Source organism: Chryseobacterium lacus (assembly GCF_003336205.1).
Classification (GTDB): domain Bacteria; phylum Bacteroidota; class Bacteroidia; order Flavobacteriales; family Weeksellaceae; genus Chryseobacterium_A; species Chryseobacterium_A lacus.
Genome location: NZ_QPIE01000007.1, coordinates 156,729 through 176,986, shown reverse-complemented (window position 1 = coordinate 176,986; position 20,258 = coordinate 156,729). Strand labels below are relative to the sequence as shown.

At 43.1% G+C, this 20,258-nt stretch carries 19 protein-coding genes; 10 read left to right on the top strand and 9 right to left on the bottom strand.

Translation table 11 applies throughout. The features are described from left to right. Window positions 1-159: 159 nt before the first annotated feature. From DQ356_RS10435 to DQ356_RS10425, 3 genes are all read right to left on the bottom strand, one after another. Window positions 160-1,197, bottom strand: coding sequence for a peptidylprolyl isomerase (locus tag DQ356_RS10435; RefSeq protein ID WP_114304476.1), 1,038 nt, complete (start codon window positions 1,195-1,197; stop codon window positions 160-162). Between the two features lie 71 nt (window positions 1,198-1,268). Further along, window positions 1,269-1,787, bottom strand: a complete 519-nt coding sequence (locus tag DQ356_RS10430; RefSeq protein ID WP_114304475.1) for an FKBP-type peptidyl-prolyl cis-trans isomerase — start codon at window positions 1,785-1,787, stop codon at window positions 1,269-1,271. Window positions 1,788-1,879: 92 nt separating this feature from the next. Further along, complete coding sequence (locus DQ356_RS10425) at window positions 1,880-2,953, bottom strand: branched-chain amino acid aminotransferase (RefSeq protein WP_114304434.1); 1,074 nt, start codon at window positions 2,951-2,953, stop codon at window positions 1,880-1,882. Window positions 2,954-3,034: 81 nt separating this feature from the next. Between DQ356_RS10425 and mnmD the strand changes: the two genes are divergently transcribed. Together mnmD and DQ356_RS10415 are read left to right on the top strand one after the other, a co-directional pair. Continuing rightward, a complete protein-coding gene (gene mnmD / locus DQ356_RS10420) occupies window positions 3,035-3,721 on the top strand; it encodes a tRNA (5-methylaminomethyl-2-thiouridine)(34)-methyltransferase MnmD (protein WP_114304433.1) in 687 nt (228 codons plus the stop codon). Window positions 3,722-3,753: 32 nt separating this feature from the next. Continuing rightward, entirely contained in the window at window positions 3,754-4,182 is a 429-nt protein-coding gene (locus DQ356_RS10415) for an NUDIX domain-containing protein (protein ID WP_114304432.1), read from the top strand. Window positions 4,183-4,186: 4 nt separating this feature from the next. On the opposite strand, the gene DQ356_RS10410 is transcribed toward DQ356_RS10415, so the two are convergent. Further along, window positions 4,187-4,888 carry a DUF4294 domain-containing protein gene (locus DQ356_RS10410; protein ID WP_114304431.1) on the bottom strand — a complete coding sequence of 234 codons (702 nt, stop codon included), beginning with the start codon at window positions 4,886-4,888 and terminating at the stop codon, window positions 4,187-4,189. A 51-nt stretch (window positions 4,889-4,939) separates the two neighbouring features. Here DQ356_RS10410 and DQ356_RS10405 point away from each other — a divergent pair, with 51 nt between their 5' ends. Genes DQ356_RS10405 through DQ356_RS10395 form a run of 3 tightly spaced genes read left to right on the top strand, consistent with a single transcriptional unit; the run spans window position 4,940 to window position 6,958 of the window. Beyond that, the gene (locus tag DQ356_RS10405; RefSeq protein WP_114304430.1) at window positions 4,940-6,016 is read left to right on the top strand and encodes a M28 family peptidase; all 1,077 of its coding nucleotides are present in this window, start codon (window positions 4,940-4,942) and stop codon (window positions 6,014-6,016) included. A 31-nt stretch (window positions 6,017-6,047) separates the two neighbouring features. Beyond that, window positions 6,048-6,698, top strand: coding sequence for a ribulose-phosphate 3-epimerase (gene rpe / locus DQ356_RS10400; protein ID WP_114304429.1), 651 nt, complete (start codon window positions 6,048-6,050; stop codon window positions 6,696-6,698). Window positions 6,699-6,751: 53 nt separating this feature from the next. Continuing rightward, window positions 6,752-6,958, top strand: a complete 207-nt coding sequence (locus DQ356_RS10395) for a hypothetical protein (protein WP_114304428.1) — start codon at window positions 6,752-6,754, stop codon at window positions 6,956-6,958. Window positions 6,959-7,011: 53 nt separating this feature from the next. Here the strand turns inward: DQ356_RS10395 and DQ356_RS10390 are convergent, their stop codons facing one another. Together DQ356_RS10390 and recQ are read right to left on the bottom strand one after the other, a co-directional pair. Further along, a complete protein-coding gene (locus DQ356_RS10390; protein ID WP_114304427.1) occupies window positions 7,012-7,431 on the bottom strand; it encodes a nucleoside-diphosphate kinase in 420 nt (139 codons plus the stop codon). 241 nt (window positions 7,432-7,672) lie between these two features. Beyond that, complete coding sequence (recQ, locus tag DQ356_RS10385) at window positions 7,673-9,877, bottom strand: DNA helicase RecQ (RefSeq protein WP_114304426.1); 2,205 nt, start codon at window positions 9,875-9,877, stop codon at window positions 7,673-7,675. A gap of 107 nt (window positions 9,878-9,984) precedes the next feature. On the opposite strand from recQ, the gene DQ356_RS10380 reads away from it, so the two are divergent. From DQ356_RS10380 to tyrS, 3 genes are all read left to right on the top strand, one after another. After that, complete coding sequence (locus tag DQ356_RS10380; RefSeq protein WP_114304425.1) at window positions 9,985-10,944, top strand: KpsF/GutQ family sugar-phosphate isomerase; 960 nt, start codon at window positions 9,985-9,987, stop codon at window positions 10,942-10,944. 66 nt (window positions 10,945-11,010) lie between these two features. Beyond that, window positions 11,011-11,829: a twin-arginine translocase subunit TatC gene (tatC, locus tag DQ356_RS10375; protein ID WP_185123783.1), complete on the top strand. Its 819-nt coding sequence runs from the start codon at window positions 11,011-11,013 to the stop codon at window positions 11,827-11,829. Between the two features lie 69 nt (window positions 11,830-11,898). Then, window positions 11,899-13,194 carry a tyrosine--tRNA ligase gene (tyrS, locus tag DQ356_RS10370; protein WP_114304424.1) on the top strand — a complete coding sequence of 432 codons (1,296 nt, stop codon included), beginning with the start codon at window positions 11,899-11,901 and terminating at the stop codon, window positions 13,192-13,194. Window positions 13,195-13,338: 144 nt separating this feature from the next. On the opposite strand, the gene DQ356_RS10365 is transcribed toward tyrS, so the two are convergent. Then, entirely contained in the window at window positions 13,339-13,755 is a 417-nt protein-coding gene (locus DQ356_RS10365) for a hypothetical protein (protein ID WP_114304423.1), read from the bottom strand. 164 nt (window positions 13,756-13,919) lie between these two features. Here DQ356_RS10365 and DQ356_RS10360 point away from each other — a divergent pair, with 164 nt between their 5' ends. Together DQ356_RS10360 and DQ356_RS10355 are read left to right on the top strand one after the other, a co-directional pair. Continuing rightward, a complete protein-coding gene (locus tag DQ356_RS10360) occupies window positions 13,920-14,555 on the top strand; it encodes an alpha/beta hydrolase (protein ID WP_114304422.1) in 636 nt (211 codons plus the stop codon). 343 nt (window positions 14,556-14,898) lie between these two features. Continuing rightward, the gene (locus tag DQ356_RS10355) at window positions 14,899-15,132 is read left to right on the top strand and encodes a hypothetical protein (protein WP_126723281.1); all 234 of its coding nucleotides are present in this window, start codon (window positions 14,899-14,901) and stop codon (window positions 15,130-15,132) included. A 609-nt stretch (window positions 15,133-15,741) separates the two neighbouring features. On the opposite strand, the gene DQ356_RS10350 is transcribed toward DQ356_RS10355, so the two are convergent. Together DQ356_RS10350 and dinB are read right to left on the bottom strand one after the other, a co-directional pair. Then, complete coding sequence (locus tag DQ356_RS10350) at window positions 15,742-18,792, bottom strand: DNA polymerase III subunit alpha (protein ID WP_114304420.1); 3,051 nt, start codon at window positions 18,790-18,792, stop codon at window positions 15,742-15,744. An 81-nt stretch (window positions 18,793-18,873) separates the two neighbouring features. After that, window positions 18,874-20,013: a DNA polymerase IV gene (dinB, locus tag DQ356_RS10345; protein ID WP_114304419.1), complete on the bottom strand. Its 1,140-nt coding sequence runs from the start codon at window positions 20,011-20,013 to the stop codon at window positions 18,874-18,876. Window positions 20,014-20,258: the final 245 nt, after the last annotated feature.

Genomic DNA, 20,258 nt, shown 5'->3' with positions numbered 1-20,258 from the left:
TAATCAATATCCGATGTATCCCGCATAAACACTCAGTTTTTTATTTATTATAGTTTCTAATTTTTTTTGTCTTTCATTGTTAATATCAATAATCATAAGAACAAAAAAAAGACTGCCGGCAAGGACAGTCTTCTATATAAATTTGTATTTTAAAGACGATTAATGAACTTTCACAAGTTCCACATCAAATACCAGCCATGCATTTGGCGGAATAACGCCCCCTGCTCCGTTTGCTCCATAACCAAGCGATGCCGGAATCAGAAAAGTAGCGGTTTCGCCTTCTTTCAGCATCATGATTCCTTCATCCCAGCCTTTAATGACGCGGCCCATTCCCACAGGAAATTCAATGGGATTTCCTCTTTTGAAAGAATTGTCGAACTCCGTACCGTCCACCAGTGTTCCGGCGTAATGTACAGAAACCATATCTCCTGATTTTGGTGATTTACCGGCCGTAGTTTTGGTAATTTTATAGTACAGTCCGGAAGGGGTTGATTCCATATCGGCTTTTTTGTCATTCACCATTTTTTCCTGATTTGCTTTAAACTCCTCTTCCTTTTTTTTCTTTTCAGCTTCTGCTTTTGCTAAGAAGGATTTATTATTTTCTGCAATTTTCGCTTTTCCTTCGGTAAATATCTTCGCGGCATCATATTCTTTATAAGCATCACCTTTTCCGAAAATAGAAACTTTCTCCAGAACGATATCCGTTTTAGGTTTGTCTTGTGCGCCTTTTTCTACCGCAGCAATCGTATCAATTACTTCGATTCCGTTCACCACTTTGCCGAAAATAGTATGTTTTCCATCTAACCATGGTGTAGGAACCTGAGTAATAAAAAACTGGGAACCGTTGGTATTAGCACCGGAATTCGCCATGGAAAGAACTCCCTTTCCATCGTGTTTCAGATCATTTTTCTCGTCCTCGAATTTATAACCAGGATCGCCCATTCCTGTTCCTTGCGGATCACCGCCCTGAATCATAAAGTTTTCAATTACTCTGTGGAAGATAGTCCCATCATAAAAAGGGACTCCTTTCGCTTTTGATTTGTTGTCTATTTTTCCTTCCGCCAGTCCAACAAAATTGGCTACGGTAACCGGAGATTTCTGATCTTCCAGTTTTACAATCATGTTTCCCTTCGTAGTTTGAAGGTTTGCATAAAGGCCTTCCTGCAGGCCTTCATAGGTTTGCTTGTCTACATTCATCTTTTTATAAATTGGTGTGCAGCTGAGCAGCGACAGCGTCGCTACGGCCAACATTATTTTAGCTTTTTGCATTATTTTATTCGTTTTAATGTTATTATCAGCGGAATATCGTTCGTGATTTTTTCTCCGTCCCCATAGGTTCCGTACGCCAGCACAGACGGAACAAGAAGGGTCACTTCTTCGCCGGGATTCATATATTTTAAAGCATCTTCTACAGCTGTCAGTTCTGTAGGAAACTTACTTAATGGAACATCCCGGTATCCTTTCGGCTGGTCATACAGTTGTATTCCGGAAAAATCTGAAATATAATATCCATAGGAAACCACGGTCTCTTCAGGGCTTTTTTCTCTTTCGCTAAAGTTTTCCCGGTTCACCCAATAATTCATGGATGTGGGGTAAAATTTCTCTTTCTGTCCGGCAATCCAGTCTTCAATCTGTTCCCGTTCCAGCTTATTAAGATTCTTTGCTCTTTCCTGCGATACAGCAGCTTTTTGCTTTACTGAGCTGCCACTTACCGGAGCATAAACCTCCTGCTTCTGCTGGCAACCTGCCAACGCTAAAAAAGTTGAAAAAAGAATTATTTTTTTCATAAGCATTTGCGAAAATAAGGAATTAGGTTCAGATATTAAAACAAAAAAAACCGGAACATGATCCCGGTTTTATCAATAAGGATGAATGGCTTTTATACCGTTTCCAAAATATTTCTTTCCACCAGTTCTCTCCATCCAAAAGGGTCTTCTGCCTGATTGGTCTGAATATCCACTAATGCTTTTTTGAGCGTGAGCGCATAGCTATCTTCGTCGGCCAAAACCGGAAGTTCAAAACGCTGATCTTTATATCCAAAAGCTTTGAATACGGAAGTTACCACCGCAGTACCTACACCCCAAATTTCTTTCAGAGTTCCGTTTTTCTGTGCTTCCAAGACGGTTTTCACAGCAACCGGTTCCACACGGATATCGAGCCCTTTGTGTTTTGCCAATTGAATAAAACTATCGCGGGTAATCCCATCCAGAATTTTTTCGGAAGTCGGTGGTGTATAAATGGTGTCATTAATTCTAACGAAAACATTCATCGTACCACTTTCTTCAAAATACTCGTGGGTCGCATCATCTGTCCAGATAATCTGGTCATATCCTTCTTCGATCGCCATTTGTGTAGGATAGAAAGCGGCTGCATAATTTCCCGCTGCTTTTGCAAAACCTACTCCTCCGGAAGCGGAACGGGAATAATAATCTGAAATTTTTACCGATACCGGTGCTGTATAATAGCTTTTCGCAGGAGAAGCAACGATCGCGAACATATATTTGTGAGCAACTCTGGCTTTCAGTCCTTCTTCAGTGGCAAAAATAAGCGGCCGAATATAAAGTGACCTTCCTTCACCGTAAGGAATCCAGGCTCTGTCGACATCCATCAGCACCTTCAGTCCTTTCATGAATACTTCTTCCGGAACTTCCGGCATTGCCAGGCGTTTTGCGGATTTATTGATGCGTTCAAAATTCTTACGCGGCCTGAAAAGGAACACCTGCCCGTCCTTATCTTTATAGGCTTTCATTCCTTCGAAGCACGCTTGTCCGTAATTGAAAGTCATGTTGGCAGGAGAAAAAGACAACGGCCCGTACGGCATCAGTTTTGCCTCTCCCCATTTTCCGTTATCGTATTCACAGATGATCATGTGATCAATAAAATGATCGCCAAAAGAATAATTCTCCTGATCAAAAGATTCGAGTCTTGAACTGGAAGTTTTTTGAATTATCATATCTTAAAATTTAATCGATTTTGACAAATAATTTAATTTTATAAATATAGTAATTTTCCATTAAATTTGAACAAAAATTAAGTGAAAAGAACCATAAAATCCACCGCTGACGGCAGCAAAACCTTATTCATCAATGAATTGAATGAGAATTACCACTCCCATCACGGCGCACTTCAAGAGGCGAAGCATGTATTTATTGATAACGGATTAAACCAGCTTGATATTTGGGAAATTAATATTTTAGAATTGGGTTTCGGTACAGGATTAAATGTTTTAGTCACTTTTGATGAGTTTTTACGAAAAGGAAAATATCTCAAAATCCGATATTTTACCCTGGAAAAATACCCGATTTCTTCCGAAGAAGTTTCAGCATTGGATTATAGCGATCTTTTTTTGGATGAAAGAACCAAAAACTCTTTTCAGAAAATACATGAGCTTCCATGGGAAATGCCATCAGAGCTGGCTCCGGGTTTCGAGCTTACTAAATTCCAGTGCGATTTCACCCAACTACCACAACTTTCTTTGCCCGAAATACATTTGGTGTATTACGACTGTTTTGGAGCCCGTGTACAACCGGATCTTTGGGAGAAACCTCTTTTTACCATGACAGCGGACAAAATGAAAGTCGGCGGATTGCTGACGACCTATTCCTCCAAAGGCAGTGTGAGAAGAATATTGGAAGAACTGAACTTTAATGTTGAAAAAAAACAAGGGCCGCCCGGAAAGCGTGAAATGATCAATGCTTGGAAAAAAACGCTTTCTTTATAATGCGCATTAAAATTTATCATTATCTTTAGCTTATGATACATCCTAACATCAACCGGATTAATATCCGTGTGTATGCCTGCATTCTTCGAAATAGACACGTTATGGCTTTGCACGAAGAGTACGCCGGCGAACAACTTCTAAAACTTCCCGGCGGTGGTTTGGAATACGGAGAAGGCGTTCTGGATTGCCTTCACCGTGAATTTGAGGAAGAACTCAATGCGAAAATTCACAACATTTCACACCTTTATACTCAGGAAGAATTTGTGGTTTCCCGATTCAAAGATCATGAGCAACTTCTCACTATTTATTATACCGCTGAATTGCAGGACGAGCACGAATTGCTGATTTTGGATCCCTGCATCGAAAGTATCGAGTGGATTGATTTACAAACCACAGAAAATCCGTTTCCGTTACCGGTGGATCAAATTGCTTTTCAGAAACTGAAGGAAAAGTACCGTTAAAGTATTATTTTTTTATTCTGAAGTTTTCAGCGCCGGGATAAGGCTGAAGGTATCCGAAATTCCAGTTGGTTTGTAATAGAGATTCCACGAAAAGATCGGTTCTGTTTTTATGAGGATCGTAGGGTTCCTTAATATCTACATCGGCGATATTGCCTTTTACATTCCACCAGAATGCACTCCATCCGCCACGAAGTTCTTTAATAATTTCATACACCGTTTTTCCAGTAGCCCGGTTCATCAGTTTTGCAAACACTCTTCCTTCACTGGTGGTAAGATCCCGAAGCTGAGCTTCATACTGTGTTGCCAAATCCTGCTGGCGTTTTTTAATGTATTTCCGCTGGTTGTTTTTATCGAGGTTTTTCAAATCGTTCTGAATATCTGTGTATTGTTCTAAAGCAGTAAGAAATAAAGGATATACCCGGTTCAGTTTTTTATTAAGAAAATAATAATAATTCCGGTCAAGCTGATTGTTGAATCTGGGGTTTTTCATCAAAACCAATTCATCCATCACGACGACAGATTCTCCGTTGATTTCATATATTTTCGCTTTCTGACGTTCATCGTAATAGTATTTCTGTCCAAATTCATCAGTGCGCAAAGATTCATTTGGATACTGACTCAGCGATTTAACCATTACAGAGTCCTGAGCTTTCAGAACGCTGCTCCCCAACAGCAGTACGATAAGTAGTATTTGGTATATTTTCATTATTTTTACCCGTAAATTAAACTCTCATCAACCAAAAAGCATTCCTTTTCAATGAAATTTACCACCAAATCTATAAAGTTTTTAGAAAATTATATAAACACTTCATCACCAACCGGTTATGAACACCGCGGCCAAAAGCTCTGGATGGAATACATTCGTCCTTTTGTAGATACGATTGAGGTGGATCACTACGGAACCTGTTATGGCATCATTAATCCGGAGGCAAAATTTAAAGTAGTTATCGAAGCACACGCCGACGAAATTTCCTGGTATGTGAATTATATTACGGAAGAAGGCATGATTTATGTGATTCGTAACGGCGGTTCAGATCAAATGATTGCGCCTTCCAAAGTAGTTGATATTCATGGTGAAAAAGGAACCATCAAAGGAGTTTTCGGATGGCCAGCTATTCATACAAGAGGATTAAACTCGAAAGAACCGATTCCTAAAATTGAAAATATTTTTATCGATTGCGGAGCTTCCTCTAAAAAAGAAGTAGAAGACCTTGGGATTTATGTAGGTTGCATGATTACGTATCCGGACACTTTTTTTGAACTCAACCAACAGTATTTTGTAGGTCGCGCGTTGGACAACAGAATGGGGGGATTTATGATTGCAGAAGTGGCCAGACTTTTAAAAGAAAACAAAAAGAAACTTCCTTTCGGTCTGTATATTACCAATTCGGTTCAGGAAGAAGTGGGCTTATACGGCGCGACCATGATTGCCGAAACCATCAAACCCAATATTGCGATTGTAACGGATGTAACTCATGATACCACTACGCCGATGATTGAAAAGAAAAAAGAAGGAGAACAACAGTGTGGTAAAGGACCGGTGATTTTCTATGCGCCCAGCGTGCATCACACCATCCGTGAACTTATTGTGGAAACTGCGAGGGCGAAGGAAATTCCTTTTCAGCGGGCTGCAGCCAGCCGAAGTACCGGAACTGATACCGATGCTTTTGCCCATTCCAACGGCGGTGTTCCCAGCGCGCTCATATCGCTGCCGCTTCGGTATATGCACACCACGGTAGAAATGGTTTCCAAAGAAGATGTGGGAAATGTCATTCAGTTAATTTATGAGACCATGCTGAAGATTTCCCCTGAGATGACTTTAAAATATCATTAAAATCTGACTTTGTTATAAAAAATATTTCTTCATGAAAACAAAACTTATCGCACCTTCCCTATTGTCTGCCGATTTTGGCCATCTTTCCCGTGACATTGAAATGATCAACCGAAGCCAGGCCGACTGGTTTCATATTGATGTAATGGACGGAAGGTTCGTTCCCAATATTTCTTTTGGATTTCCGGTGATGAATACCGTGCGGCAACACGCCAAGAAATTTGTGGATGTCCACCTGATGATTGTAGAACCCGAACGTTATGTAGAAGAATTTATCCAACACGGAGCCGATCTTGTTTCGGTGCATTATGAAGCCTGCATTCATTTGCACAGAACCGTCAAATTGATTCAGGAAAAAGGTGCCAAAGCCGGTGTGGTGCTCAATCCTTCCACTCCTGTTCTTCTGCTGGAAGATATTATTTCGGAAATCGATCTCGTATTGTTGATGAGTGTGAATCCCGGATTTGGGGGACAGAAATTTATTGAAAATACCTATCGCAAAATTGCCGAAACCAAAGATTTAATTTTAAGCAATAATGCTACTGCTTTGATAGAAGTGGATGGTGGCGTGAATCTTGAAAATGCTTCTCGGTTATTTGATGCAGGTGCTGATGTTTTGGTAGCAGGAAACGCAGTTTTCAGTAGTGAAGACCCGGAACGTACGATAGAACTATTAAAAATTTAGCACAACTACTTACTCCGCTGAATTTCTTATTTTTAATTCTTTAAATTCCGCTTATGTCTAAAAACGCATTTGAATTTTCTTCTTTTTTCCGGGTGGTGCTGATTCCGCTTGCTGTTGGAGTCATCGCCGGATATGGATTTTACAATTATTTTGAAGGCACTTCCACGGGCAATATCCTGTTTGCAAGTTGTACCATTTTAGGGTTGCTGTTGGGAATTCTCCGGGCTGTGAGGGTTTCGCAAAAGAAAGAAAAAAAATAAACATAAAGAAACCCGAAACATTGTCCGGGTTTTTTTTAGACTGTATACCGAGATTAGAATATTTCTCTTCCTGAGAAATGAAAACGTGCTTCTATTAGGGCATTTTCATCGGAATCTGAACCGTGTACCGCATTTTCGCCTACGCTTCTGGCAAACATTTTTCTGATGGTTCCTTCTTCAGCTTCAGCGGGATTGGTCGCTCCGATCAGGGTTCTGAAATCAGCTACTGCATTTTCTTTTTCCAAAACTGCTGCTACGATAGGCCCGGAACTCATGAACGTCACCAGCTCGCCATAGAAAGGTCTTTCGCTGTGAATTTCGTAGAATTTTTTGGCATCATCAACGGTCAACTGTGTCAATTTCATGGCCGAAATCCTGAATCCTGCTTCAGAAATTTTGTTCAGGATTGCTCCAATATGCCCGTCTGCAACTGCATCTGGCTTAATCATCGTAAAAGTGATATTATTTAACATAAATTATTTTTTTTCGTGTGCGAAAGTACAAAATCTTTCGTACATTTGTACCGAAAATTCTGACAAAGAATGTTAGCGTAATTCTTGGCACAGTATTTGTATCTTTAATTACGATTCTCATGTTTAATTTGAGTTTTCATGGTTATTAGTTTTTACCCAGCTTCGGCTGGGTTTTTTTATTCCTATAAACAAAAAACCACACTTTTTAAAAGTGCGGCAATTATTTTAATTTGATTGAATATCAATTGGCTACATCACTAATGAATTTAATCCGCAGCATGCGCAGTTCTTCATCACTCAGTTCGTCTCCAAATTCGGAAGTCAGTACCTTCATGCTGTCGCTGTCGCTTTCATTCATAAACTCCATGAATTCTTCCACAATATCTTCGTCGAAATATTCCTCTATATAATAGTTGATGTTCAGTTTGGTTCCCTGATACACGATCGCTTCCATTTCCTTCAGCAGTTCGGTCATGGTTAGATTTTTGGCTCTGGCGATATCTTCCAAATCAATTTTTTTATCGGTACTCTGGATGATAAATACTTTGTGTGAAGATTTATTGGCCACCTGCTTCATCACCATATCGCGGGTTCGCTGTATGTCATTTTCAGCGACATATTGTGCGATATATTCAGCAAACTCTTTTCCGAATTTCTTCGCTTTTCCTTCTCCGACACCGTAAATCTTGGCCATTTCCTCAATGGTGGTCGGGTATTGAACGGTCATATCTTCCAAGCTTGGATCCATGAAAACAGCGAAAGAAGGCACCCCGTGCTTTTTTCCCACTTTCTTGGTCAGTTCTTTCAGGTGTTTGAAGAGGGTTTCATCCATTCCGCCGGAACTTTTGGTTTCCGTTTTTTCCAAAAGGGATTTCATAAGTTCCAAATCGTACTCTCGGTCTTCTGCGATGAGGAAGGGTTCATTGTAAATTCCATCCAACAGCAAATGTCCTTTCTCAGAAATCTTCAGAATACCGTAGGTTTCGATATCCTTAGTAAGAAATTCCTGCACGGTAGCCTGGCGTATAATGGATTTCCAGTAATTATCGCTTTTCCCCTTCCCTGTTCCAAAGAATTCGGTAGTTTCCAGTTTATAGGATTTCGTCACAGAGTTTTCTTTTCCTGCCAGCACACTGATGAGATCTTTGGTTCTAAATTTCTCGCCCAGGATTTTCACCATGTTCATTACCATTTTCATGTCTTCTGTAGCATCTATCAATTTGGGCGGATTCAAGGCATTATCATCCATATTGGCCCCGTCTCCATGCACAGGATCGAAAGATTCACCAAAATAATACAGCAGATATTGTCTTCGGCTCATAGAAGTTTCGGCATATCCTACTACTTCATTCAACAGTTGAAGGCCAATTTCCCGCTCCGAAACGGGTTTTTGCGCCAGAAATTTCTCCAGTTTTTCAATATCTCTCGGATCATAAAATGCCAGACAATATCCTTCGCCACCGTCACGCCCGGCACGGCCTGTTTCCTGATAGTAACTTTCCAAAGACTTGGGGAAATCATAGTGGATCACGAAACGCACATCCGGCTTGTCGATCCCCATTCCGAAGGCAATTGTAGCGACGATAATATCACATTCTTCCATCAGAAATTTATCCTGATTGGCGACTCTTGTTTTCTGATCCAATCCAGCATGATACGGAAGGGCATCAATACCGTTCACCTGCAGCAACTGGGAAAACTCTTCCACTTTCCTCCGGCTGAGGCAATAAATAATACCGGATTTCCCTTTTCTTTCATTTATAAAACGAACGATTTCGCGGTCAATATTTATTTTCGGGCGTACTTCGTAGAAGAGGTTCGGCCGGTTGAAACTGGATTTAAACACCTCAGCATTATTCATCCCCAGGGTTTTCTGGATATCATCCTGCACTTTGGGAGTGGCCGTCGCTGTAAGGGCAATTACCGGTACATTGGCAATTTTATCAATAATCAATTTCAGGTTTCGGTATTCCGGGCGGAAATCGTGCCCCCATTCGGATATACAATGCGCCTCATCAATAGCCACGAACGAAATTTTAACGTTCTTAAAAAACTCAAGATATTCTTCTTTAATCAGGGATTCCGGGGCGACATACAGGAGCTTGGTTTTTCCGCTTCTGATATCGGTAAACACCTGATTGGTCTGGGTTTTATTGAGGGAAGAATTCAAGACGTGAGCGACATTGTTCCCTGAGGACAGGTTGTTCACCGCATCTACCTGATTCTTCATCAAAGCAATAAGGGGAGAAACCACAATAGCCGTACCTTCCGAGATCAGCGCCGGAAGCTGATAACATAAAGATTTTCCACCGCCTGTGGGCATCAGGACAAAAACATCGTTCCCGGCAAGCAGGGTTTCAATGATCTCTTTCTGGTGTCCTTTGAAAGTTGTAAAACCGAAATATTTCTTTAATTCCTTCGATAAATCGGTGTTTTGTTTCTTCATTTATAAAATCATCTAATTAAGTTTGCTACATTTGCAGCACATCCAAAAATAACAAATAATTTGTTACCAGTCAATTTAATTCATTTAAATCTTTAAATTCAACCTCATTGGAACAGGCTGCTCTATTACAACTGGCAAAAAGATCTCTGGAAATTGAAATTTCCGAACTGGAACATCTCAAAAACCGACTGGACGGAAGCTTTGTGAAAGCGGTGGACCTTATCAACGCTGCTACGGGTAAACTTATTGTGGTGGGCATCGGTAAATCTGCCCATGTAGGGAATAAGATGGTGGCTACCCTGAATTCTACGGGCACTCCGGCGCAGTTCCTGCATGCTGCCGAAGCGATCCACGGCGATCTGGGCGTTATTCAAAAGCAGGATGTGGTGCTGTGTATTTCCAATTCCGGCAACTCTCCGGAAATCGTCACTCTGGTTCCCTATCTGAAATCCTATGCTTCGGCACTGATCGGGATGACGGGCAACGCGGAAAGCAAGCTGGCGGCCCACTGCGATGTAGTACTGGACACCCATGTACAACAGGAAGCCTGCCCTATTTCGCTGGCTCCTACCAGTTCGACAACGGTACAAATGGCATTGGGCGATGCGTTAGCGGTTTGCCTTATGGAAATCAACAATTTTCGTGACCGTGATTTTGCGCGGTTTCATCCGGGCGGCAGTCTGGGGAAAAACCTTACCGCGCGTGTATCGCAATTTCTCTCTTCCCAGAAACCGGAAGTTTCCGAACAATCATCCGTCAAGGAAGTCATTATTTCGGTGAGCAGCTCCAAGCATGGCGTCACAGTGGTGACCGATCAGGATGAAATCAAAGGAGTGATTACGGATGGTGATATTCGCAGAATGCTGATGGATCATGATGATCTTTCCGGCATCACGGCTGCGGACATTATGAGTAAAAATCCAAAGAGTATTGAACAAGAAGCTTTGGCAAAAGATGCGATGAAGATTCTGAAAGAAAAGAATATCGGGCAGCTCATTGTAACCCATCAAGGCCATTATACCGGAATTATTGACCTTCACCGTCTTTTGGATGAAGGCATCAGCTGATAGGCCATTAGTTTGTCGGCAAAGCCGGATATTTTCTGTAATTTCGCAACTTCAAACTGAATTTTTGTGATCGAAGAAAAAGACATGTCCTTTATGGGGCACATCGGGGAACTGAGAGGGCATCTGATCCGGTGCATTATTGCCATCATCGCATGCGGACTCATTGTAGGATTTAACATCAACTGGATTATCGACCATATTTTCTTCGGGCCGGTACGCAATGATTTCCCTACTTTCAGGGTAGTGAATAGTCTTTCGCGCTACTTCACCGGTGATAATGCTATTGAACTTCCCGATGATTTCCCTGTGCGGGTTCAGAAGCTGTATCAGCAGTTCAATGTCATGATGTCGGTCTCTTTTCTGGGCGGCATGGTGCTGGCGTTTCCTTATATCGTATGGGAATTGTGGCGTTTCGTATCGCCTGCGTTGCATCCGCGGGAGAAGAAAAACTCCATGGTTCTTATCAATTCTGTGTGGATTCTTTTCCTCACCGGAATTATGGTTGGATATTTTCTTATTCTTCCTTTCGCTATCAATTTCGCTGTTCTATTTAAAATATCAGATATTATTCAACCGCTGTACGACCTTTCGGATTATACTGCGCTGTTTTTCCAGATCGTGCTGGGGATGGGTGCTGTATTTCTGTTTCCCGTCATCGTTTATTTCCTGACCACCATCGGAATTCTGACACCCCAGTTTCTAAAAACATACCGCCGCCATGCTATTGTCCTGATTATGGTGATCGCTGCCGTCATTACCCCTGCAGATGTGGTGAGTATGATGATTGCCGCAGTGCCGCTTCTGCTTCTTTTTGAATTCAGCATCGGCCTCAGCCACCGGACTTACCGTCGTCTGGAAAAAGCAAAACTTTCGGATGAAGCGTGATCTTTTCAGCCTCATCAGATTTTTACCAAGGAGAGAGAATGCGTATCTTTGCGCAAAATAAACTCCTGCATGAACCCATTCATCGAAGAATTACAATGGCGCGGCTTGTTTGCCGACATGATGCCCGGTACCGAAGCACAACTGAATAAAGAACTCACCACCGGATATATTGGATTCGATCCTACCGCAGATTCCCTGCATATCGGAAGCCTGATTCAGATAAAAATCCTGGCTCATTTTCAGCAACACGGCCATAAACCTATTGCTTTGGTTGGTGGCGCCACGGGCATGATTGGCGATCCGTCAGGGAAATCTACCGAACGGAATGCCCTGGATGAAGACACGCTGAACCATTATGTGCACTGCATTACGAAGCAGCTCTCCCATTTCCTGAATTTTGACAGCACCGAAGCCAATGGTGCGGAACTGGTGAACAATTACGAATGGATGAAGAAGTTCAGTTTTCTGGATTTCATCAAGGAAATCGGTAAAAACATTACTGTTAATTATATGCTGGCTAAGGAGTCCGTGCGCAAGCGCCTTACGGGTGAAGACGGATATGAAGGCATGAGTTTTACGGAATTCACCTATCAGCTGCTTCAGGGTTATGATTTTCTGCATCTGTACCGCGAGAAAGGTGTAAAACTTCAGATGGGCGGAACTGATCAGTGGGGCAATATCACTACCGGCACCGAACTGATTCGCAGGAAAGTACAGGGTGAAGCTTTTGCACTGACGGTTCCGCTTATTACCAAAGCGGACGGTTCGAAGTTCGGGAAATCAGAAAGCGGAGAGAATTATTGGTTAGATCCCAAAAAAACGTCTCCTTACCGGTTCTACCAGTTCTGGCTGAATGCTACGGATGCCGATGCGAAACGTTTTATTAAATATTACACTTTCTTGGGAAAAGAGGAAATAGAACAGCTGATTGCAGAACACCAAAAGGCACCCCATGAACGGAAACTCCAGAAAAAACTCGCTGAGGAAGTCACGGTATGGGTTCACAACCGGGACGAATATGAGAAAGCACTGAAAGCCTCACAAATTCTGTTCGGGAAAACTACTGCAGAGGATTTGATCCAGTTGGAAGAAGCGCTTTTTCTCGATATTTTCGATGGCGTTCCTCAAAAAGAGATTTCTAGAACAGAAGTTATCGGAAGCCCGATAATTGAACTGCTGAGCGAGAAAAGCGGATTTCTGAAATCTAAAAGTGAAGCCCAGCGTGAACTGAAGGGGAAATCCATTTCCGTAAATAAAGTAAAAGTGGATACAGATTTTACCGCCAGTGAGAACGACCTGATCGACGGAAAATTTCTGCTTCTTCAGAAAGGGAAAAAGAATTATTTCATTATTAAAGCAGTATAGAAGTTCAAAAAGTGACTGACCCGCGAAAGGGGTCGACGCGCTTCGTTCTCTGAAACCTCCGTTTTATTCTTCCAAAACTTTATACTAAAAATCCTGAGCAGGCTGGAACCTTTGCTCAGGATTTTTATTTTCTTTACACCGAACCTATTTCAAAAAGCTCACTACCGATTTGCCCATCAGGTTGATGCCTTTTACGGTATCGGAGGTCTTTTTTTCGCCATTGATCCAGATACTGAGAACAGCTCTGGAATCTGCCGATGCTCCCTGACCCGTCATGGAAAGATGCACTGCACCTACAGAAGTATCGATAATTTGGGGTTGGCTGGACCACGTATTGCCGGGGGGAGTAAAATTATAAACAGTTCCCTGCACGGTGCCTATTTGGGTTACCACTGCTTTCAGCTGTACACCCGGTGATCCTGTCACATTAAATAACACGCTGACGCTTTCGTTCGGATCTTCGTCACGCTCCTTGCAGGATGACCACACTCCGACAGCGGCGGTGAGCATCAGCAGGAGCCCTATCCGGACTTTTTTTGCGGAAGTATTGATTCTTTTCATACAATCTAAAAAATGTTTAATCAGCCAAATATAAGTAAAATTGAAACAATATTTTCACACGAATATAAAAAATACTGAAAATGAAAACTGTAAGGTGATCCTCAGCCAATCTGTCATCCCTTTCGTTTTGGTCAAAAAATTGAATATATGTTTAAAAAAAATTTATGGATCTGCAGTACCTCATCCGCGAACCAATGGAAATTCTTCCTACTACTCCTGCCCTGTTCATGATTCACGGTTATGGGAGTAATGAGAACGATCTTTTTTCTTTCGTTCCCGATTTGCCTGAAGACTGGCTTATCGTAAGTTTCCGCGCCCCCCTGCCGGTTCCTTATGGCGGTTACAGCTGGTATGAGATTGATTTTACGGATCCTGAAAAATATGTCGATACTGCACAGGCACACGAATCCCTGAATGCTCTTTTGGATCATATTCTGAAAATTTCAAATCATTATGGCCTCACCCAGAACCCGACTCATCTTTGCGGCTTCAGCCAGGGAGGGATCCTTGCTTATGCACTGGCCTTGCGGCTTCCGGAGCTTTTCAGCAAAATTGCGTGTATGAGTTCCTATCCTGAAGAGAAAATCCTGCACCCGATCGTGAAAGACAAAAAGAAATTAGAACGGCTTCGTTTTTTTATTTCCCACGGCACAGATGACGCTATTATACCTTTGGAATGGGGCCGTAAAGCAGCAGATTTGCTGTATGATCTGGGTTGTTATTTTACGTTTAGGGAATACATGATTGGGCATGGAGTGAATCAAAAGAATTATCTCGATCTGATTGCGTTTTTTAAGTAAGGCAAAATTCCTCACCCTCGGTCCCTCTATGAAGGAGAGGGGAGTTCGTGTGGTTCTAAACTGGGGATTATTTTTCGCACAGATTTCACAGATGGGCACAGATGATTGCGTTGCTTTTGTCATGCTGTAAGCATCTCAACAGAATTATTTTAAGCGGTCTATTTAAACTTTGATTTCACCCAAATCGTATGCTCGGCAAAATGTCCTCAATTTTACTGTACTGTCATTGTTGAGAATTTGTTGTTCACTAACCACCTGACGAATTGAAGGTCGTTTATAGAATAAAGCTCTGTAATAGCCTTAGATAGTCGGGAGCGTACCGGGAGCTACGGTAGAACTATGGGTGAACCTCTGGGAATCTTTGCTGATGGGCGTTTCGGGAGAAAAGCTACAGACAAAATCGCAATGTAGCGGGAAAACGGTGAAAATGCAGTTGATTTCGAAGCCTGTGAATACAAATGTAGTTATTATTTTTGATTTGGTGATTAAACGGTTAATTGTTTATTGGGTAGGTTCGGGAACGGTGGCTGAGGCTCTCGAAGCCACCACAGACAAATTGGTTACTGAAGCACCATAGTGAAAAAAAACAACACTTGTCATTCCGTAGGAATCTCAGCGGTTAATGGCCATCGGAATGGTATCGTTTAGATGCTTACAGCATGACAATGAATGCGGATGTCAGGAGAAAGTAACTACTTGCAGATTGCTAATTGCTGATTGCTGTGATGCTTACAGCATGACAATGACTGTGAGGAGGAGTTAGGCTTCGGCGGGCTCAACCTGACAGTGGGATTTTTTCTGCGAAGTCGCGTGTTTGAGTTTTTGAGTATTTGCGAATTTGTAAATTTGCGTAGGGGCGATTGTATAGGAACAGTTTTCTTTTAACCTGGCCTAGAAAGATCGGAGACTTCAGCGAGCTCAGCCTGACAATGGTCTAATGAGACGATCACCCTGATATTTGATTAACGCAAAGGAAAAGCAAGCGAATTTGAGATCCCTGAGCTTGTCGACCCACAATGATACATCAGGTGAAGGAACCAAACAGGTAATGAAGGGGAAAACTTTGCCAAAGTTCTAAACAGGGGCACCACGTGTTCAGTAGAGGTTGACTAAGACGGGGCACTGCGTTAAGTTTGGTGCGAACTTTTGCTGCCTGTATTGCATTTAGGCACCGGCGGGTGATTTGTTACATCTGTTTTCGGGGGAGGCCGATTTCGTGATCCTGGGGATAGGGGGCGCGCCAGGTCATGCTGACGTCTTCGTTGATTTTGCGGTGGATTTCAAATTGTTTTTCCTGATCTTCGGCATAACGGGGATCGGGAATGAAGGGCATTTTGGCCATTTTTTGAATGGTGATGGTAGGAAAATGAAAATCTACTTCTACCCTGCCCAACAGCAAATAACAGCCGCCACCCTGAAAGGGATATTCTGTAAGGTTGTCCGGGAAGTGAGCGGTGTCAAAGTACGCTCCTTCCGCATCAATCCAGGTTCCGAAAAACATCGTTCCTTTCTTAGTGGGCACATGCTTTCTGGCAATAAGGTAAGCCAGCATTTTCACCTGCTTTTTATGGTATTGAAGCAGTTCCCGCGCCATCACATGGCCCCGGTAACGGGTCTGCAGGAGGTCGAAAGGACTGCATGATACCGGAAAACCCAATATTTCAATCTCGTCAAAGGCATCTTCCAGGGGATTTCTTTTGAGTTGAGGGAGCGCATATTGCTGCGGCGGTTCTTCAAAGAATGATGGGTTCCGGTATTCCGGACGGAAGCTTACCAACAGCATCCGTGCTTCAATCAGCAGTTCATTTTTGGGCTTGCCCATACAGCGAAAAGCTCCCACAAAAATCAAGGTCTGCAATGTTTCTATGCCTACCGGAATGCGTTTAACAAAATCACCCAAAGAGGTAAACTCCCCGTTCTTTCCCCGTTCCTGAAGAATATAGCGGGCGATTTTAGAGGCTATCTTTTCGATGTGCATAAATCCCAAGAATACCTCCTCGCCATACACCGTGGTTTCGTACAGGCTTTTATTGATGCAGGGAACCTGAATTTTCCCGCCGCTCATCCTGCATTCGTGAACATACACTTCGGTGCGGTAGAACCCACCGCCATTGTTGATGGCTGCCACCATGAATTCTATCGGGAAATGCACCTTGAGATACAAGCTCTGATAACTTTCCACTGCATAGGAAGCAGAATGGGCCTTACAGAAAGAATATCCCGCAAAAGATTCGATCTGCCGGTACACTTCCGCCGAGAGTTTTTCCGGATGTCCGAGTTTATGGCAGGATTCGAAGAAATGATCCTTCACCTTCTGCAGGGCAGCAAGGCTTCTGCCTTTTCCACTCATGGCCCTTCTCAGGATATCGCCATCTTCCGCTGAGACACCGCCATAATGGAGGGCAATTTTGATTACATCTTCCTGATATACCATGATGCCGTAGGTTTCGCCCAATTGTTCCTCAAATACTTTATGAAAGTATTCAAACTGGCCCGGATTGTTGTGCCGGAAAATGTATTCACGCATCATACCGCTTTGCGCCACTCCCGGGCGGATGATGGATGAAGCCGCCACCAAAGTTTTGTAGTTATCACATTTCAACCGGCGAAGAAGGCCTCTCATGGCAGGGCTTTCAATATAAAAACAACCCAAAGTTCTTCCCTGGCTCAGGTATTCGTTAGCAGTGGCCTCATTCTTTGAAACAGACGTATCCCTGATGTCTACGGTAATGCCCCTGTTGCGCTCTATGAGTTTTACAGCATCGCTGAGGGTACCCAATCCTCTTTGAGAAAGGATGTCAAATTTCTCAAAACCTATTTCCTCGGCTACGTGCATATCGAACTGTACCACAGGAAATCCTTTGGGCGGCATTTCCAGCGCTGTGTAATGGGTGATGGGTTCCTCAGAAATCAAGATTCCGCAGGCGTGCATGCTCCGCTGATTGGGGAATTTCTCCAGCAGCATGCCGTATTTCTGTACCAGTTTTATTACGGCATGGTCATCGTGCAGTGCCATGGGATTTTTGGCCAGTTCGTCCAGATCTTCTTTGGGCAAACCAAAGGCCTTTCCTACTTCGCGGAAAATAGAGCGGTACTTGAATTCTACATTCGTACCGCAGAATGCCACGTGGTCTCTTCCGTACTTTTCAAATAGGTAAAACAGAATGTCGTCCCGATCCTGCCAGCTCCAGTCGATGTCAAAATCAGGAGGTGTTTTCCTGTTCAGATTGAGGAATCTTTCAAAATACAGGTCCAGTTCCAGCGGACAGATGTCTGTAATTCCAAGACAGTAACTCACGATGGAATTGGCTCCGCTTCCCCTTCCCACATGCATGAGCCCCCTGCTCTTACTATAGCGTACAATATCCCAAGTAATAAGAAAATAGCCACTGAAACGGAGTTCATCAATCACCTGAAGTTCCCGTTCTACTCTCTTCTGCGCCGCTTCATTTTCTACAGGGTATCTTTTCTTCAACCCTTCATAGGCCAGTTGACGAAGGAGTTTTTTATCTTCTTCCCTGCTTTCGGTGAAATGCTTTTTGTTTTTCGGGGTCGAAAAATCAAAATCAAAATGACAGTTTCGGAAGATATTTTCGGTATTTTCGATGATCTGAGGGTAATGCTGATACGCTTTCAGAATTTCGGATACCGGCTTCATGACTTCAAAGGGCGGGGCCACCTGTATGCTGTCTATTTTGGACAACAGCGTATTGTTGTCAATAGCTCTCAAAATACGGTGCAGGTTGTATTCCTTCTTTGTGGTGAAGGTCACGGGCGAGAGCACCACCATTTTATGGAGCAAGGCTTTCCAGTTTTTCTGAATCAGGAGACTGATTTCCTCAGGCCGTATGCCAATGAATTCATGTTCCCCCAACACATCCGGAACATTGTTTATCGGATAAATCAGGATGGTGTTATTAACGTCAGGGTGCTGTTTTGGCAATGAAACATCATCACAGTTGAAAGAGGTGATCAACCGGTTGATTTCTGCTATGCCTTCTTTATTCTTCGCCAGAGCAATGTAGTACTGTTCGTGCTGCACCCGAATATCCATGCCTACGATGGGTTTTATCTGATGGACTTTACACAGTTTATAAAATTCATAGATTCCGGTGATGGTATTAATGTCTGTTAAGGCGAGCGTCGTGGCCCGGTGCTTCACCGCCTGGTGTACCAAATCCTCTATGGAAATGGTGCCGTAACGCAGGCTGTGATAGGTGTGGCAGTTGAGGTACATAATGAGATTTGAGACTTGGAGATTTGGAGATTTGAGATGATAGGCAAGAGGCAGGAGACAGAGCCATAGATGTGCGGATTTTTAGGGAATTCCGCCGGCTCTTCTCACGGCGTCTTTTCCGAAGCGCATTTTCATTCTGTCCATCGCCTGATAGAGGCTGATGAGTTCTTCTGTATCTTCAAAAAGATTCATCTGGTGCTGGCCATGCACTAATCCGGAGCATTTCACTCCTACCATCCTAAGGCGCATTCTGCGGGTATAGAGTTTTTTAAATAATTCCTGTACATACCTTGAAATGGTATGGTCAACGGCAGTATAGGGAATTTTCATCTGTTTTGTTTCGGTATCAAAATTGGCGTAACGGATTTTCACGGTGACGACGGAGGCGAGCCATTTTTCTTTTCTCAGCTGGAAACACAACTGCTCTACCATTCCGGAAAGAAGGCTCTGCATATTTTCCACATCCATGGTATCTTCTGAAAACGTGTGCTCGGTGGAAATGGATTTTCTTTCTGCATATTGCGTCACCGGCGAATCGTCTATTCCATTGGCTTTCTTCCAAAGTTCGGTTCCGTTTTTTCCGATCAGCTTCTGCAAGACCTCTACCGGCATTTCGGAAAGCGTCTGAATTTTTCGCACGCCGATGCGCGAAAGCAATTGAAACGTGGCATTCCCCACCATAGGAATTTTTCGTACGGATAACGGATTGAGAAAAGGCTGCACGAGGTCTTCCCTGATCTCGAGCTGTCCTACAGGTTTGGCTTCACCCGTTCCGATCTTAGACACTGTTTTATTTCCAGAGAGGGCAAAACTGATGGGCAGCCCCGTATTTTTCATCACTGAGCGAGCAATTTCCCGGGTCCATTGGTAGCAACCAAAAAACTGATCCATCCCCGATAAGTCCAGATAAAACTCATCTACACTGGCTTTTTCCATGACGGGAACTTTTTCCTGAATGATTTCCGTTACTTCATGTGACATTTTGGTGTACCAATCCATATCTCCGCGAATGACCCGTGCTTCAGGGCACAGCCTGAGTGCCATTTTCATGGGCATGGCAGAGCGTACCCCGAAATACCGGGTTTCATAAGAGCATGAAGCCACTACCCCACGGTCACCTCCGCCGATTATGACGGGTTTGCCGATGAGTTCTGAATGCCGGACTCTTTCGCACGAAACGAAAAAAGTATCTAAATCCATATGTACGATGGCACGGTTCATTGGGTTGATGTTTAATCGGTTATTGGTTAATTGTTTAGTGAATGTGCGAATTTGCTGATTTGCGAATTTGCTGATCGCTGGTTAATCGGTTAATTGGTTAATCGTTTGAAAGAATAAATGTTTCCCTGGTGCACAAAGGCGACCGAAATATTCCCCTCCTCTGGAGGGGTGGCGTCCGACGAAGGAGGATGACGGGGTGGTTTTTGCAGATAAATTTGCTCATGGCTGTGGCTGATGGCTGATTA